12 protein-coding genes are annotated in these 15,511 nt (G+C 68.2%); 4 read left to right on the forward strand and 8 right to left on the reverse strand.

The window, feature by feature from the left end:
* Positions 1 to 83: 83 nt before the first annotated feature.
* The 3 genes from J3R73_RS01645 (at position 84) to J3R73_RS01655 (ending at position 4,657) form a co-directional block, all read left to right on the forward strand.
* Complete coding sequence (locus J3R73_RS01645) at positions 84 to 1,115, forward strand: ABC transporter substrate-binding protein (RefSeq protein WP_307421759.1); 1,032 nt, start codon at positions 84 to 86, stop codon at positions 1,113 to 1,115.
* Positions 1,116 to 1,187: 72 nt separating this feature from the next.
* Positions 1,188 to 3,677, forward strand: a complete 2,490-nt coding sequence (locus J3R73_RS01650) for an ATP-binding cassette domain-containing protein (RefSeq protein WP_307421761.1) — start codon at positions 1,188 to 1,190, stop codon at positions 3,675 to 3,677.
* On the forward strand, positions 3,674 to 4,657 hold the full coding sequence (locus tag J3R73_RS01655; protein ID WP_307421764.1) for an ABC transporter permease: 984 nt from the start codon (positions 3,674 to 3,676) through the stop codon (positions 4,655 to 4,657). Before J3R73_RS01650 ends, J3R73_RS01655 begins: the two co-directional genes overlap by 4 nt.
* 310 nt (positions 4,658 to 4,967) lie before the next feature.
* Here the strand turns inward: J3R73_RS01655 and J3R73_RS01660 are convergent, their stop codons facing one another.
* Both J3R73_RS01660 and oiaX read right to left on the reverse strand, forming a co-directional pair.
* Positions 4,968 to 6,296 (reverse strand): four-carbon acid sugar kinase family protein, encoded by a 1,329-nt coding sequence (locus J3R73_RS01660; RefSeq protein ID WP_307421766.1) that lies wholly within the window; start codon positions 6,294 to 6,296, stop codon positions 4,968 to 4,970.
* Positions 6,297 to 6,481: 185 nt separating this feature from the next.
* Positions 6,482 to 7,753, reverse strand: coding sequence for a 3-oxo-isoapionate-4-phosphate decarboxylase OiaX (oiaX, locus tag J3R73_RS01665; RefSeq protein ID WP_307421768.1), 1,272 nt, complete (start codon positions 7,751 to 7,753; stop codon positions 6,482 to 6,484).
* Between the two features lie 237 nt (positions 7,754 to 7,990).
* Here oiaX and J3R73_RS01670 point away from each other — a divergent pair, with 237 nt between their 5' ends.
* Positions 7,991 to 8,713, forward strand: a complete 723-nt coding sequence (locus tag J3R73_RS01670) for a transcriptional regulator NanR (RefSeq protein ID WP_307421769.1) — start codon at positions 7,991 to 7,993, stop codon at positions 8,711 to 8,713.
* A gap of 295 nt (positions 8,714 to 9,008) precedes the next feature.
* Here J3R73_RS01670 and J3R73_RS01675 read toward each other — a convergent pair whose 3' ends face one another.
* The 6 genes from J3R73_RS01675 to J3R73_RS01700 all read right to left on the reverse strand — a co-directional run bounded on the left by J3R73_RS01675 (position 9,009) and on the right by J3R73_RS01700 (position 15,428).
* Positions 9,009 to 10,037, reverse strand: coding sequence for a Gfo/Idh/MocA family protein (locus J3R73_RS01675; protein WP_307421771.1), 1,029 nt, complete (start codon positions 10,035 to 10,037; stop codon positions 9,009 to 9,011).
* Between the two features lie 2 nt (positions 10,038 to 10,039).
* Positions 10,040 to 11,104: an ABC transporter permease gene (locus J3R73_RS01680; RefSeq protein WP_307421772.1), complete on the reverse strand. Its 1,065-nt coding sequence runs from the start codon at positions 11,102 to 11,104 to the stop codon at positions 10,040 to 10,042.
* Entirely contained in the window at positions 11,101 to 12,681 is a 1,581-nt protein-coding gene (locus J3R73_RS01685; RefSeq protein ID WP_307421774.1) for a sugar ABC transporter ATP-binding protein, read from the reverse strand. Before J3R73_RS01685 ends, J3R73_RS01680 begins: the two co-directional genes overlap by 4 nt.
* Positions 12,678 to 13,343, reverse strand: coding sequence for a DUF2291 family protein (locus tag J3R73_RS01690; RefSeq protein ID WP_370879832.1), 666 nt, complete (start codon positions 13,341 to 13,343; stop codon positions 12,678 to 12,680). Before J3R73_RS01690 ends, J3R73_RS01685 begins: the two co-directional genes overlap by 4 nt.
* A gap of 276 nt (positions 13,344 to 13,619) precedes the next feature.
* Positions 13,620 to 14,561 carry a D-ribose ABC transporter substrate-binding protein gene (locus J3R73_RS01695; RefSeq protein ID WP_307421779.1) on the reverse strand — a complete coding sequence of 314 codons (942 nt, stop codon included), beginning with the start codon at positions 14,559 to 14,561 and terminating at the stop codon, positions 13,620 to 13,622.
* Between the two features lie 39 nt (positions 14,562 to 14,600).
* Positions 14,601 to 15,428: a phosphogluconate dehydrogenase C-terminal domain-containing protein gene (locus J3R73_RS01700; RefSeq protein ID WP_307421781.1), complete on the reverse strand. Its 828-nt coding sequence runs from the start codon at positions 15,426 to 15,428 to the stop codon at positions 14,601 to 14,603.
* Between the last annotated feature and the right edge of the window lie 83 nt (positions 15,429 to 15,511).

A 15,511-nucleotide genomic window follows, 5' to 3' on the forward strand; every position in this document is an offset into this window, starting at 1 on the left:
TTGCATTCCGTCGATGACTGTGACATCCATACCCGAAATGATGGGTATGGATCGCCTGCCTGTCGAAAAAGGGAGGAAACAGCATGAAATCTCGTTCCAGGCTTCTGGCCGCCGGCGTCGCCGCGCTGGCGCTTGCGGCCGCAGCGTCCGGACCGGCCTTCGCTTCGAAGGACAAGCCGGTGATTGCGCTCTCGAACGCCTATTATGGCAATACCTGGCGCCACCAGATGGTGACGGCCTTCGAGACCGCCGCCAAGCAGGCGAAGGCGGACGGTACGATCGCCGACTACATCATCCTCAACGGCGACGGCAGCGTGGCCCAGCAGAACAGCCAGCTCGCCGAGCTCATCCTCAAGGGCGTCGACGCCATTGCCGTCGATGCGGCCTCCGAGACGGCGGTGAACGGCATCATCGCCAAGGCCTGCAAGGCCGGCATCAAGGTGGTCTCCTTCGATTCCGTCGCTTCCGCGCCCTGCAACTACCAGCTCAATTTCGACTTCAAGGGCTACAAGAAGGCCGAGGCCGAATGGGTGTTCGGCAAGCTCGGCGGCAAGGGCAACATCATCCAGGTCCGCGGCGTCAAGGGCTCGGCGCCGGACAACGACATGTTCAACGCGCAGACCGAGGTGCTGAAGAAGAATCCGGGCATCAAGGTCGTCGCCACCGTCTACGGCCAGGCCACCGCCTCGGTCGCCCAGGCGGCGATCGCCAATGTCCTGCCCAGCCTGCCGCATGTCGATGCGGTGATCGCGCAGGGCGGCAGCGACGATTTCGGCATCGCCCAGGCCTTCGACCAGTTCGGCGGCCCGTACAAGGACAAGCCGCCGATCATCGAAGGCGGCGGCAGCACCGACTTCATCAAATGGTGGGCCGGCAAGAGCGCCAGCGGCTACACCACCATCTCGATGAACACCACGCCGGGCATCGGCGGGGCCGCCTTCTATCTCAGCCTCGCTTTGGTCAAGGGTGCCGAGCCGCCCAAGCTGATGATCATGCCGGTGGCGACGGTGACCCAGGACAATCTGAAGGATTATGCCGACCTGCCGTCCGGCATGATCGTCAGCCCGGCCTATAGCGCCGACTGGGTCGACAAGAACCTCCTGAACAAGAAGTAGGACCTCCAGCCTGCCGGCCGCTGCCCCGGCTCGCGCCGGGCGGCGGCCGTCGAACTCGCTGCCGATCGGATCATGATGACCGCCTCCCCGCTCCCCGCCGCCGATCCGAAGCCCTCCTTCGCGCCGAGGGCCGGCGAGGGCGTGATCGCGCTCGGCGGCATCACCAAGGCCTTCGGCCCGACTGTCGCCAATGCCGATGTCTCGCTGCATATCGCGCGGGGCGACGTGCTCGGGCTCGTCGGCGGCAACGGCGCCGGCAAGAGCACGCTGATGCGCATCCTGTGCGGCGTGTTCCGTCCGGACAGCGGCACGCTGAACGTGGACGGGCGGCCGGTGCCGTTCGACGGCTTCGACGCAAGGGCGGCGCAGGATGCCGGCATCCGCATCGTCCACCAGGAGCTGTCGCTGTGCTCCAACCTCACCGTCGCCGAGAATTTCTTCCTCGAGGCGCCGGAGGCGGCGCGCTACCGGCCGGGCTGGCGCGAGGTCTATCGCCGCCGCGCGCGGGCGGCGCTCGACGCCGTGTTCCCGGACAACGGCATCAATGTGCATCGGCGTGTCGAGGCCCTGCCGATCGGCGAGCGTCAGATGGTCGAGATCGCCCGGGCGGTGGCCACGCCCGGCGTCCGCCTCGTCATCCTCGACGAGCCGACATCCTCCCTCGGCCTCGAACGCAGCCGGCAGTTGCGGGCCTATGTCCATGAGAAGGCGGCGGCGGGCCTGTCCTTCATCTTCATCAGCCACAAGCTCTTCGAGATCATCGACGTCGCCAGCGTGGTGGCGGTGCTGCGCAACGGCCGGATGGTGTGGCATGGCGAGGCGAGCGGCGTCGCCGTGCACGACCTCGTCACCCTGATGGGCGGCGTCGCGGCGGAGGCCGAAAGCGCCGGCGCGCGGGCCGGGGCGGACGGCGAAGTCATGGTACGCGTGAAGGGTGAGGTCGCCGCGCTGCTCGGCCACGAGGTCGAGCTGCGGCGCGGCCAGATCGTCGGCCTCGCCGGGCTCGAAGGCAGCGGGCAGAAGGAATTGCTCCACCGCCTGTTCGCCCCCGGCCGCGGCGATGCCGCCACCCTCGAATGCCGGGGCAAGGCCTCCTTCGTCTCGGGCGACCGGCAGAAGGAGGGGGTGTTCCCGCTGTGGACGGTGCTCGCCAATATCGGCCTCGGCCGCATCGTCGGGCGGGCGCCGCTCGCATGGATCTCGGATGCGGCCGAGCGCGCAGCGATGCAGCCGGTGACCGACCGGCTGCAGCTCGACGCGGGACGGCTGCGCTCCGGCATCCTCGATCTCAGCGGCGGCAACCAGCAGAAGGCGCTGGTGGCGCGGGCCCTGGTCACCGACGCGCCGATCGTGCTGCTCGACGACCCGACGCGCGGCGTCGACGTCGCCGCCAAGCAGGATTTCTATGCGCTCGCCCGCGCGATGGCCGACAATGGCCGCCTCGTCGTCTGGTATTCGACCGAGGACCTCGAATTCCTGCAATGCGACCGCGTGCTCGTCTTCGCGCAGGGGCGGATCGTCAGCGAGCTGGAACGCGGGGCCATCAGCGAGAAGGCGATCGTCGACGCCTCTTTCACCGCCCTGGAGGCGGGCACGCCCGGCGGCAGGCCGAGGGCCGGCAGCCGCGATGCCGGCGCGTCCTGGGCCGGACGGCTGGTCGAGCTGGCGCCCTTCGCCACGCTCGCGCTCGTCTTCGCGGCGATGATCCTCGCCAATCCCGCCACCGCCAGCGTCTTCGGCCTCGATCTCCTCTTGTCTCCCGCGGTGCCGCTCGTGCTCGTCGCCCTCGGCCAGATGTTCATCGTCGGCGGCAGCGAGATCGATCTCGGCATCGGCGCCTTCGCCGGCCTGGTCAACGTGATCAGCGCCACCGTGCTGTTCGACGATCCCGCCTATGGCGTACTGGCGCTCGCCGGCGCGGCGCTCGCCTATCCCGTGCTCGGCCTGCTCATCCAGATGCGGCGCATCCCCGCGATCGTGGTGACGCTCGGTGCCTCCTTCATCTGGATGGGCGTCGCCTACACGATGCAGCCGACACCCGGCGGCGCCAGCCCGGACTGGCTCTCGGCGCTTGTCGGCTGGTCCATCCCCGGCGTGCCGACCTCGCTGGTGATCCTCCTCGTCGCGGGGCTCTGCGCGCTGGTGGTCGACAGGACGCCGTTGGGCGTCGCTTTGCGCGCCTTCGGCAACAATCCGCTGGCGATGGCGCGCTGCGGCTGGCCGGCGGCCCGCTACGGCGCGCTGCGCTATTTCATCGCCGGCCTGTTCGCCATCGCCGCCGGCCTGTCGCTCACGGCGATCAACACGGCGAGCGACTATAATTCCGGCGGCACCTACACGCTGCTGAGCGTGGCGGCGGTGGTGATCGGCGGCTGCAGCCTGATCGGCGGGTCGATCTCGTCGATGGGGGTGATCGCCGGCTCGGTGACCCTGGCGCTGATCGGCGCGCTGCTCGGCATGATGAACGTGCCGTCCGATTTCACGGCGGCGGTGCAGGGCGTGCTGCTCCTGGCGATCCTCGCCTTGCGCGCCGCGGTCGCCGGCGGGAGGGACGAGGAATGAACAAGCCCGATATGGCCGCGCTGGTCGACTGGCTGCAGCGCCATCGCTGGATCTGGTCGGCCGCCGGCGTGCTGATCCTGTGGCTCCTGCTGTCGCTGATGACGAACCGCTTCAGCCTTTCGAGCCTCTCCGGCGTGGCGGTGTCCTCCTCCTTCCTCGTCCTCGTCGCCCTCGGTCAGACCGCCGTGGTCACGACGGGGCGCGGCAATATCGACCTGTCGATCGCCAGCGTGATGACGCTGAGCGCCTATATCGGCCTGATCGTCATCGGCGGGGCCGACAGCCGGCTGCCGCTCGGCGTTCTCGCCGCCCTGGCGCTCGGCCTCGCCGTCGGCGCCGTCAACGCCGCGCTGGTGGTGCTGGCCCGCATTCCCGCCATCATCGCGACCCTGGCGACGGGCTATGTCCTGGCGACGGCGACCCTGCTCGCCAATGGCATCATCCCCGGCTTCGCGATCGCGCCCGCCTTGCGGACGGTGGCGACGGGGAGGGTGGCGGACATGCCCATCATGGTGATCATCGCGCTCGCGGCGGTCGTCGCCGCCGCCTTCCTGTTCGGTGGCTCCGCCTATGGCCGCCAATTGTCGGCGGTAGGCCAGAACATGCGCGCGGCGCGGCTCGCCGGCGTGCGCACCGGGCGGGTGGTGTCGGGCGCCTTCCTCCTCTCCTCCGTGCTGTCCTCGCTCACCGGCCTCGTGCTCGGCGCCTATGTCGGCGGCGCCTTCCTGGAGATGGGCCAGCCCTACCGCCTGCAGTCGATCGGCGCCGTGGTGCTGGGCGGCACCCTGATCTTCGGCGGCGCCGCCACGGCCTGGGGCACGCTGTTCGGCAGCCTCCTCCTCGTGCTCATCGTCACCACGATGCAGATCGCCGGCCTGCCGCCCGGCACGCAGGACATGGTGCAGGGCGTGGTCATCATCGCGGTGCTGGCGCTGGCCGGCGGCACCGCCGTCCGCCGCCGCCGGATCGCCGCGAAATAGCCCCGGGACCGCAGGCTGGAAGCCCATATGCGCTAACTTTGCCGACAATAGCGCGATTTTCCTTCTCCCATGCGGGACTTCGCATTTCCTGCGGAAATGCTGGGGGTGGCGCGAAGCGCCGGATGAGGGTCTGGACTTGTGCAATTCCAGCGCGACTATTGAGCTATCTGCGTTGACGTTCAGACCCTCATCCCCCTGCCGGGACCCCAAGCATTTCCAAAGGAAATGCGAAGTCCCGAACCGGGAGAAGGCGGGTATTTCCGTTATGTTAGCGCATATGGGCTTCCAGCCTGCGGTCCCAGGAAGGACGCTACAGGACGCCGTCGCGGATCTGGCCGAAATAGTCGTCGCCGCCGACCTGGCCGCCCTTGAGGGCGATTTCCAGCCCGTCGAAGGCGGGATCGTCGCTGTGTGCCGTGCAGAGCGGCGAGCCCGGCGTCGCCGGTAAGGGCAGGCGCGTCGTCAGGGCGAAGACGCCGAGTTCGGCCAAGGCGTGGCTCGACGTGTCGCCGCCGGCGATGACGGCGCGGCGGAGGGCCGCCTGCTCGATCAGGCCTTTCTGGATGCGGCCGAGGGCGCTGCCGATCGCATGGCGCGCGCCTTCCCGGCCGTCGAACTCGCTGCCGATGTCGGTGGCCGGGCCGAGCGCCGTGTAGAGGATGACGCTGCGGCCGGCGGCGAGGCTCCGCAGGCCGAGCGTGAGGGCGCCGGCGACCGCCGCTTCCTCGTCGCGCAGGAGGTCGCGCGGGTCGAGGGCGATGCCATCGAAGCCGTGGGCGGTCGCATGGCGGATCTGGCGCTCGGTCGTCGGCGAGCAGCTGCCCGACACCACGGCGATGCGGTCCGCGCGGCCGGGAAGCGAAAAGCGGGCCTCGCCGGGGATGAGCCCGATCCGGGCCCATTCCGCCAGCAAGGCGTATTCGATGCCTGACGAGCCGACGACGAAGGGCCCGGTCCGGTCGCGCAGGCGCCAGAGCTGGCGGCCGGCGCTGGCCTGGGTCGCGGGATCGGCGACGTCGAACAGCACGATCGCGGCGTCCTCGTCCAGGACGGCATCGACCTTCTCGTCGACGTCCGGCCGCAGCAGGGTCGCGAGGTCGACGAGGCTCGTGCGCTTCTCGGTCTGCCCGGCCAGATGCAGGCGCAAATCGGCCTCGTGCATGGGCGTGACCGGGTGGCGGCTCATCACCGGGTGGCGGTCGATGCGGTGGACCGCGTCGCGATAGGCGGCGAAGAGGTTGCCGAAGGCGGTATAGCGCTTGAGCTGCGGCGCGCCGACGACGAGCGGGATGTGCGACTGGCCGAACACGGCCGCGCCGATGTCGATCGCCCGCCCGATGCTGCCGATGCCGGGACTGGAATCGAAGGTCGAGCAGACCTTGTAATGGCAGACGGGCGCGCCGAGCCCCTTGAGCCAGCCGAGCGACGGGGTCAGGTGGAAGTCCATCCAGGCCGGTGTCTGGCTGCGGCTCGATCCGGCGAGGCCGATGGCGCGGCAGTCGGCGAAGCGGGCGCGCTGGGCGGCGGTCGGCGCCTGCATGAACAGCACCGTGGGCACGCCGCGCGAGGCGAGCGCCTCCATCACGTCGGTGGAGCCGGTGAGGTCGTCGCCGTAATAGGAGAGGAGAAGGTCGGTCATTGCGGGGATCTCAAAAAATAGCGCGCCTCTCCTTCTCCCATTCGGGAGAAGGTGGCGCGCAGCGCCGGATGAGGGTCTGACGCCCGGTGATTGAACGCAGCCGTCACGCTCATCTCGTTCACGTTCAGGCCCTCATCCCCCTGCCGGGACCTTCTCCCGGACGGGAGAAGGCAGCTTGGACTACCCTATGCATCCTTGGCGTCGCCCCCGAATTTGGCGAGGGATTGCGCGAGCTCGGGATGTTCGCGCGCATAGGTCTCCAGCGGCACGCCCTCGACCGTCGCTTCCCAGGCCTGGCGGACGGCGCGCACGCCGGCCGCGGCGCCGCCGGGATGGCTGACGATGCCGCCGCCGCACAGATAGAGGAGGTCGAGCGTCCGGCCGGTGCGCGCATAGGTCTCCGGCGCCTGGCCGCCCCACTGGCCCGAGCAGACCACCGGCATCGGGCAGTCCTGCGGCGAGAACAGCGGCGTCGTCAGCGCCTCGAAGGAGCGGACGAAGGAATCGTCCGGCTCCCAATATTTCACGCGGATGCCGTTGATCTGGAACTGGTCGATGCCGAGCAGGCGCCAGAATTGCTGGTAGACCCCGAATTCCATGCCGAGGCCGGGATGGCGGGTGAGGATGTCCCAGCCGTTGCGATGGGCATGCAAGGCGAGTTGCGAGCGCTTGCGCAGGAAGGACAGCCCGCCGAAGCCGATCGAGTTGATGTTGATCACGGCGGCATTGCCGCCCGCCTCGGCGACGATGTCGTGGTTGCGCAGCATCTGCTCCGGGTCGGCGTGCGAGATGCCGAAGGCATACATCACCTTCCGGCCGGCCTTCTGCTCGCGGTCGAGGATGATCGGCATGATCGCCTTGACGCGATCCTCCAGGCTCGAATAGGCCGGGCTCGCCAGCTTCTCGTCGTCCTTGACGAAATCGACGTCGGCCTCGACGAGCTCGCGCACCAGCTCCGCCGTCTCGTGCGGGCGCAGGCCGAGCGCCGGCTTGACGATCGAGCCGATCACCGGGCGGCCCTGGACGCCGGTGAGCGCCCGGGTGCCGGCCACGCCGAATTGCGGCCCCGGATAGGCGCCGGCGAATTCGGGGGGCAGCTTCATGTCGACGACGCGGATGCCGCTGAAGCCCTTGATGGCATAGACCCCGCCGATGGCGATCGTCATCAGCGCGGCGAGATCGGTGCCGACGGCTTCGAAAGGGAATTCGATGTCGGCGTCCGCCCGCCTGTAGACGCGGCCCTCCGCCCCGGGCTGAGGAAAGGACGGCGTTTCCGTCGGCTCCAGCGGACGGATGGCGGTGACCCTGGCCGCCACCCGCGCCTTCAGCTCGGGCGTCTCGCCGGGGACGGCGACGAAGGTGCCGGTGGACTGGTCGCTCGCGATCTTGGCGGCGAGCGCCTCGACATCATCAGCCGTCTCGATGCGATAGGTGACTTTGATGGTGGAGCTGGACATGGCAATCAGGAAATGAGGCCGCTTTCCGACGCGATTTCAACCGTCGCAGGGAATTGGCAATTGCGCGAAATCAGGTATGATGAGTATATCATCCGTCAACCTCGATCAACGAGAATTCAGCTTGCCCGCGTCGCGGGTGGAATGCGATCCTTCCCTGTCTCCGCGCGGCGCGGTCTCCCTTCTGGAAGGGCTGCCGACATCCCGGCAACCGATCATACGTCGTTGGATCTTCCGACCATGCCTCCTGCCACCGATCCCATTGTCCGCCGCAAGCTTTCGGACGAGGTGTTCGACCGCCTGAAGGCGTTGATCACCTCGGGCGAGCTGCATCCGGGCGACGCCATGCCGTCGGAACGGGACCTGATGGAGCGGTTCGGCGTCGGCCGTCCGGCGATCCGCGAGGCGATGCAGCAATTGTCCAACATGGGCCTGCTGACGATCTCGCATGGCGAGCGCGCCCGGGTGCGCCAGCCGACGGCCAAGTCGATCTTCCAGCAGGTCGACGATGCCGCCCATGTCATGCTCTCGACCTCGCCCGGCTCGCTGGAGCACCTCAAGGAGGCCCGCCGCTTCTTCGAGCGCGGCATGGTGCGGGAGGCCGCGGCGAAGGCGACGGAGGAGACGATCGTCGGCCTGAGGGAGACGCTGGAACGCCAGCGCGCCAACCTCGGCAATGCCGAAGCGTTCATCGCCGCCGACATGCAGTTCCACGTGCTGATCGCGGCGACCAGCGGCAATCCCCTGTTCGAGGCGGTGAGCGAGGCGATGCTGAGCTGGCTCAAGGAATATCACACGGACATGCTGATCTGGACCGGCAAGGAGAAGTTCACGCTGGCCGAGCACGAGGAGATCCTCGCCTGCATCGCCGCGCATGACCCGGTCGGCGCCGAGCAGGCGATGATCAAGCATCTCGACCGTTCGGCCGCGCTCTATGTCCACCAAATGGGGGCCGGGGCGTAAGCGGGTCTCGGGGCCGGGGGGCCCCGTCTCCCGGCAACAGGTCGGGCGGTTCTTCCCTGGGACGCCTATGAGCGCTAACTTTGCGGAATATAGCGCGATTTTCCTTCTCCCATGGGGGAGAAGGTGGCGCGAAGCGCCGGATGAGGGACTAAACTTCTACAATTCAAGCGAGACTATTGAGCTATCTGCGTCGAAGTCTAGACCCTCATCCCCTGCCGGGACCTTCTCCCGGCTCGGGAGAAGGCGGGTCGTTCTCTTGTGTTACCGCCCATGGCGTCTCGCCCGCGCCCGGGGTTCAGATCGTGCTCATGTCGACGGTCCTGCCGGTGCGGGCGCTTTCATAGGCGGCGTCCACCAAGGCGAAGGTGGCGACATTGTCGCGTCCGGAGGTGGCCGGCTCGGCGCCGCCCCGCAGGCACTCGATCCAGTGGCGCTGGATGGCGAGGACGCTCTCCTGGACGTTGTGCCAGGGGCGGGTCGCCCAGGGCAGGAGCGGCGGCGACAGGTCGCGCTCGCGCAGGCCGTCCCTGCCGTTGACGACCATGCGGTAGCTCTGGCCGAGGCGCAGGGTGCCCTCCGCCCCGTCGATCTCGATCAGCGTCTCCGGGAAGGGTTCGACCGGGAGACGGGTCGCGTAGCTGCAATCGACGATCGAGGTGAGGCCGCCGGCATGGTCGAGCAGCATGGTGGCGACGTCTTCGCCCTTGATCGCCGGGTTGACGCGGGTGGTGCGCGCCGTGAGGCTGCGGACCTCGCCGAACAGGAAGCGGGCGATATCGAGCGTGTGGATGCCGAGATCCTCGATGATGAAGCGCTCGCCGGTGGCCAGATAGGGCTGGCCGCTGAAGATGTCGTAGCCCGAGCGATAGGAGACGCGCGCCCAGAAGGGCTTGCCGATGGCGCCGCCGTCGATCTCGGCCTTCACCGCCTGGATCGGGCTCTGCCAGCGGAAATTCTCGTGCACCATCAGCGGCACGCCGGCCTCCGCGCAGGCGGCGACCATGGCGCGGGCATCGGCGATCGACAGGGCGAAAGGCTTCTGGCAGATCACCGGCAGGCGGTGGCGGGCGACGAGTTCGACCAGGGGGCGGTGGCTCGGCACCGTCGTGGCGATGTCGACGAAGTCGAGCTTTTCGCCGGCCAGCATCTCGGCCGCGTCCGCGTAGCGGCTCGCAATGCCGAACTGGTCGCCGACAAGGGCGAGGCGGGCCGGGTCGCGGTCGCAGAGGGCGACGATCGAGGCGCCCGGCAGGTCCCGCCAGGCATGGAGCTGGTTGACGGCGAAGAAGCCGCAGCCGATGAGGGCACCGCGCAGATCCGCCATGATCAGGCCGCCTTCGCCATCTGGAGCAGGGCAACCCGCTGCTGGAGCCGCCTCTGCGCCTGGTCGACGACCACCGCCACGATGATCACCAATCCCTTGATCACCATCTGCCAGAATTCGCTGACGCCCATCATCACCAGGCCGTCCGAGAGGATGCCGATGACGAAGGACCCGATGATGGTGCCGCCGATGGTGCCGCGCCCGCCCGACATCGAGGTGCCGCCGAGGACGGCCGCCGCGATGGCGTTGAGCTCGAAGCTCTCGCCGGTCGCCGGATGGGACGCCATCAGTTCGGAGGAGATCACGAGGCCGACGATGGCGGCGCAGAAGCCGGAGAACATGTAGACGAACATCTTCACCCGGGAGACGCGGATGCCGGACAGTCCGGCCGCCCGCTCATTGCCGCCGACGGCGAAGATGTGCCGGCCGAGCGGCGTGCAGCGGGCGAGATAGGCGGCGGCGAGGGCGAGCACGGCCAGGACCCAGATCGATACGGGCAGGCCGAGCAGCCGGCCGGAGCCGAGCACCGCATAGCCCGTCGTGCCGAATTGCGGGTTGCCGACGAGGTTGGGGAAGGTGCCGCCGTCCGAGGACAGCAAAGCGAGGCCGCGCGCCACATAGAGCGTGCCGAGCGTGGCGATGAAGGGGGCGACGTTGAGCCGGGTGATCAGCAGCCCGTTGATCGCACCGACCCCGATGCCGACGACGAGCGTGATCAGGATGATCTCGTAGACGTTGAAGAAGACGGTGTAGCCGATGCGCAGGTCCAGCCCGTTGAGGATCAGCCCGCCGGCGACCATGCCGCACAGGCCGACGATCGAGCCGACGGACAGGTCGATGCCGCCGGTGACGATGACGAAGGTCATGCCCATGGCGAGGAAGGCGTTGAGCGCCACATGCTTCGACATCAGGATCAGATTGGCGGTGCTGAGGAAGTTCGGCGCCGCGATGGCGAAGAAGATCAGCACGGCGAAGAGCGCGATGAAGGTGCGCAGCTTCATCAGATTGAGGGCGAGGGAGCCGCTGCCGGCGGCCCGCCGGCTCGAGATGTCCTGCGCGGCGGTCATGCGTGCGTTCCTTCGGCGTTGGTCGGAGAGAGTGCCGGCCCGGCCGGCGGTCGTGCGGGGCCGTGGCCCTGGGCCGAGGCGGCGACGACCAGCGCCGGCGTCGCATCCTCGCGGTCGAACAGGGCGGTCAGCCTGCCGTTGCTCATCACGGCGATGCGGTCCGACAGCGCCATCACCTCGTCGAGGTCCGAGGTCACGAAGAGGATGCCGAGCCCGCGGGCGGCGAGGCGGCGCATGGTGCGGAACACGTCCGCCTTGGCGCCGACGTCGATGCCGCGGCTCGGCTCGTCCATCAGCAGCACCTTGGGGCCGGTCATCAGCGCCTTGCCGATGACGACCTTCTGCTGGTTGCCGCCGGAGAGCGAGGTGACCTCCAGCGCGGGATCGGCGACCTTGATGGAGAGGTCGCGGACGGCCTCCTGCACCGCCTTGCGCTCCAGGCCGCCGCGGATATGGAAGCCGGCCAGGAATTTGCCGAGGCTCGCCATCGTCAGATTGGCGGCGACCGAGAGGCTGGAGACGAGCCCCTCGCGCTGGCGGTCCTCGGGAATGAGGGCGAGGCCGCGGCGGATGCGCCCTGTGACGTCCCGCTCCGCGACCGGCTTGCCGTCGATGAAGATGCGGCCGGTGGAATGGGCGTGGCGGCCCATGATGCAGTCGAACAATTCGCTGCGCCCGGCGCCCATCAGGCCGTAGATGCCGACGATCTCGCCCTGCTGCACCGACAGCGAGACATGGTCGACCGCATAGCCGCCGGTGATGCGCGGCAGGCAGATGTCCTCGGCGCGGAAGACCTCGGCGCCGAGCGGATGGTCCTCGGTCTTGGCGAAGTCCTTGGCGTCCGAGCCGATCATCTGGCGCACGATCCAGGGCACGTCGACATTGGCCATGCGCTCATGGCCGGTGATTTGGCCGTCACGCAGCACGGTGATGTAGTCGCCGATGCGGATCAGCTCCTCCAGGCGGTGCGAGATGTAGACGATGGCGACGCCGCGGGCCTTGAGGTCGGCGATGACGCGGAACAGGATCTCGACCTCGGCGGCGCTGAGCGCCGAGGTCGGCTCGTCCATGATCAGGATGCGGGCGTCCTGGGCCACCGCCTTGGCGATCTCCACCAGCTGCTGCTGGCCGATGCGCAGGTCCTCGACCGGCGTGCGGGCGTCGATGCCGGTCTCGAGCCGCTGCAGGAATCCGGTGGCGCGGCGCTCCTGCTCGCGGTGGTCGATGCCCAGCGGCAGGCGTACGATCTCGCGGGCCGCGAAGATGTTCTCGGCGACGGAGAGGTTGCCGAACAGGTTGAGCTCCTGGAACACCATGCCGATGCCGTGCGCGACGGCGTCGGCGGGCGTCGGGAAGGAGACTTCCTTGCCGTCGAGCAGGATGCGCCCGCTCGTCGGCTCGGTGACGCCGGCGATGATCTTCATCAGCGTCGACTTGCCGGCGCCGTTCTCGCCGACGAGCACGTTGACCGCCCCGCGCCGCACGTCGAAATCGGCATGCTTCACGGCGATCGTGCCGGAATAGATCTTGGAGACGCCTTCGAGGCGAAGGACGACGTCGTTGTCCGGCGCGCTCATCGGGACGGTCCCACCGTGATCTGCGCCGGCGTCACCAGCGGCGCCTGGCCGGCGCTGTCGAGAGGATAGGCGCCGAGCACGGTGACGTCGCGTCCCACGAGCTTGTCGCGGGGCAGGGCCTGGAGGAGGGTGCGGTTGACGCGCTGGTTGAAGGCCTTGCCGAACTGGGCGTAGTCGATCTGGTTGGTGAAGGCATTGAAGGAGACGAAGTCGAGGCTGTCGCGCAAGGCCGTGCCGCGCAAAGCGGGGCCGATCTGGACCGTGAGGTCGCTCTTGCCGTCGCCGTCGATGTCGACGCCGATGGTGGCGGCCCTGGATTCGGTGTTGGCCTCGACGATGCGGCCCTCGGCCTTGACCACCAGGGTCCAGGGCGCGCTGCCCTCGGCAGGGCGGAAGCCGTATTTGCGGCCGGCCTCGTCCGGGCTGCTGCGGGCGAGGTCGCGCACCGCGGCGAAGGGACCCGCCTTGGCGGTGAGATAGGGGACGACCTTGGCGTCCCACATGTCGTCGACCATCTTGTCCGGGTTGAAGGCCGCCTCGCCCTGCGCCGAGCCGCCGCCCTTGCGGGCCGCCTCGACCTCGGCGGTCGGGACGAACCGGCAGGACGAGAGCCCGACGGCGGCCAGGACGGCACATGTCAGCATGAGGTTGCGCATGAGCATCCGCCCGGCCTTTCTCATTGGAAGTTCTGGTGCGGCCGCGGATTGAAGGAGCCGCGCCACGATGGGCGAAGGGCGCGGAGCCCCTCATCCTACCCTTCTCCCCGCAAGCGGGGAGAAGGAAACGGCAGACGTCGAGCCCCGAAAAAGCGGGCTGCGAGATGCCCGCGTCGATATTTCATCGCGACGCCGATGTCCCCTCTCCCCGCTTGCGGGGAGAGGATAGAGGAGAGGGGCAGCGCCACGTCGACTGGGGAATGCGGTGCCGCCTCACGCCCCTCACTGCGACAGCGAGAAGGTCTCGAGCTTGGAGGCGTTGTCGGGCGTGATCAGGATGCAGTCCATCAGCTGCTTCTCCTGGGGGGGCGCCGTCTTGGTCTTGATATAGGCGTCGGCCTGCTCGACGGCCATCTGCGCCTGGCGGTAGGCCGGCTGCAGCACGGTGGCCTTGATGCCGCCCTGCTTGATGGAATCGCGCACGTCGTTGGAGCCGTCGAAGCCGACGACGATGACGTCCTTGCGGCCGGCGGCCTGCAGCGCCGCGATGGCGCCCATCGCCATGGTGTCGTTGCCCGAGATCACGCCCTTGATGCCGGGATTGGCCTGCAGGATGGTTTCCATCTTGCTGTAGGCTTCCGGCTGGCTCCAATTGGCCGATTGCTTGGCGACGAGCTTCAGGTCCGGATAGTCGTCGATGACGTCGTGATAGCCCTTGGAGCGGATGCCGGCATTGGTGTCGGATTCCTTGCCGAGGAGTTCGACATAATTGCCCTTCTCGCCCATCAGCTTGACGAATTGCTGCCCGCCGAGCTGGGCGCCCTGGTAGTTGTTCGACACGATCTGCGCCACGGCGACGCCGGTGGCGTTGATCTCGCGGTCGATCAGGAAGGAGGGGATGCCGGCATCCTTGGCCTTCTTGACCGCGGCGACCGAGGCGTCGGCGCCGGCATTGTCGAGGATGATCGCCTTGGCGCCGCGCGCGATGGCGGTATCGATCAGCTGCGACTGCTTGTTGGCGTCGTCGTCATGCACGAGCACCAGCGTGTCGTAGCCGAGCGCCTTCGCCTTGGCGTCGGCGCCGTCCGCCTCGGCCTTGAAGAAGGGGTTGTCGTGCGAGGGGGTGATGATGGCGATCAGGTCGGCCGCCATGGCGCCGGCGGCGGCGCCGAGCACGAGCGTGCCGGCGAAGGCGGCGCTCAACAGGATGTTCTTCAGTGTCATGTGGTTCCTCCCGGTTGGATTCTTGTCGAGGCCGCCGCGTCAGGTGATGCGGCGGATGCTGTCGGCGATTTCCTGCGGCTCGAACACCCGCTTCCAGTCGTGGCGCATCAGGACAGGCTTGCCGAAGGTGATGGCCTTGTTGCAGGCATCGGAGAACACCCCGTCGACCTCGCCGAAGATGACGGCGCCGAGCACGTTCATATGGCCGAGCAGGAAGTCGCGCGCCGCCTCCTTGGGCACGCCGCGGGCGACGACCTCGTCCATCGCCTCGCGCATCACGTCGAGAAGCGTGGCGCAGACGGTTTCCGAGAGGCCCGGCTCCAGCAGGGCCATCTGCTCGACGGTGACGCGGTGCGAGCGCATCACCGGCGCCCAGATCACCTTGGCGATCTCCTCGCCGAGCGCATAATCGCTTTCCGGCCCCTGCATCAGGGCGCTGACGATGTGCTGCTTGGCGGCGACGCCGCCGAAATGGTCGTTCCGCGCCGCCAGCTCGGTCTCGTCGTTGAAGATCGGCGGGTGGCAGGGATGGGTGACGAAATAGGTGAGGTCGCTGCGCTCCGGCAGGTGGCCGGCGAAGGGGGCGGCGGCATCCAGCGCCACGACCATGGTGCCCGGCTTCAATGTCTCGTTGATGCCGGCGGCGACCCGGCCGATCAGCGTGTCGGGCACCGCCAGGACGACGACGTCGGCGCCTTCCAGCGCCGCATCGGGCGTCACGCAATCGAATCCGAGACCCTTTTTCAGGCGCTCCTGACCGGCGGGGCTGACTTCAACGTGGCGGACCTCAAAGCGAGACCCTCTCAGATTGCTGGCGAGACGGTAGCCCATCTTTCCGCCCGCCCCGAAGAGCGCGATGCTCGTCATTCATATTCCTCCGATAAAGTCGGGAAAATCTAGCTGTACTGGTATGATGAGTCAATCATCACTTCGTCCTACTCGCGCAAATG

The organism is Labrys monachus, from assembly GCF_030814655.1.
Taxonomy (GTDB): domain Bacteria; phylum Pseudomonadota; class Alphaproteobacteria; order Rhizobiales; family Labraceae; genus Labrys; species Labrys monacha.